The organism is Herbiconiux daphne (assembly GCF_024979295.1).
GTDB classification, from domain to species: Bacteria; Actinomycetota; Actinomycetes; order Actinomycetales; family Microbacteriaceae; genus Herbiconiux; species Herbiconiux daphnes.
Genome location: NZ_JANLCJ010000196.1, coordinates 1 through 946, shown reverse-complemented (window position 1 = coordinate 946; position 946 = coordinate 1). Strand labels below are relative to the sequence as shown.

General features: G+C 39.5%; 2 protein-coding genes. Both read left to right on the top strand.

Features of this window, described 5'->3' with window-relative positions:
- A partial coding sequence (locus N1032_RS24065) for a hypothetical protein (protein ID WP_259542983.1) occupies positions 1-389 on the top strand: 389 nt, incomplete at its 5' end.
- 20 nt (positions 390-409) lie between these two features.
- Positions 410-946 (top strand): CHAP domain-containing protein (locus N1032_RS24060; protein ID WP_259542981.1); only part of this gene is annotated, 537 nt, incomplete at its 3' end.

The window sequence follows — 946 nt, the reverse complement described above, 5'->3', positions numbered from 1 at the left end:
ATAATGGTGGTATAAAAGCCGACAATAATACTGGTAAAGTTATCATTGTTCATGTTACAGGATATTCGCAAGCTAATATTAAAACGGGTACAACTGAAATGGGCGGTAATATACGTACTTTAGTTAGACGTAAAAACTCTATTTCTGATGCTTGGAGCGATTGGGTTACTGGACTTGATAGCCAATGGGGAGCTACTAGACCTGCTTATAACTGGTCACCTATGCGACCTCATATTTACGCAATTAAACCTGGACAAGCTATGGGTATAACAATTTCAGGTCGAGCTAATTCACTACCAAGTGGAACTTCATATGGTTTACAAGCTAACTTACAATGTCGAGTATACATCACAGAAGAATATACTGGACGTACAGGTCTTTGGTCTTAAAATAGAAAAGAGGAAACAATATGGTAACAACAGTTGATGTACAAAATTGGATTAACTCTCATGTAGGTAAATGGATTGATTTCGATGGAGCTTATGGTGCTCAATGTATGGACTTATCTGTACAATATGCTCATGATCTCTGGGGATTCCGTTTAACAGGTAACGCTGAAAACCTGCGTAATCAAGCTCTTCCAGCTGGATGGCAAAGAATTCAAAATAGCGCCTCATTTGTTCCTAAATTGGGTGATATCTTTATTTGGTATGATGCACAACATCCTTATGGACATACAGGTATCGTTCGTGGTGGTAACATGAACACTTACGACGTGCTTGACCAAAATACAGCAGGTACAAATGGTGGAGCAGGCTCTGAAGCTAAGTTCCATACATATACTTATGCTCATTTCTGGGGTGTGGTTCGTCCACCTATTTCAGCAGCTAGTGGAGGTGGTTCAACAACACCTACTTCTCCTAGTGGAAAAGCTGTAGCACAAAAAGGCACGTTTAAAGCAAATGGATCTGTGAATATTCGTCGTAATCCTTCAACTAAAGGTAAT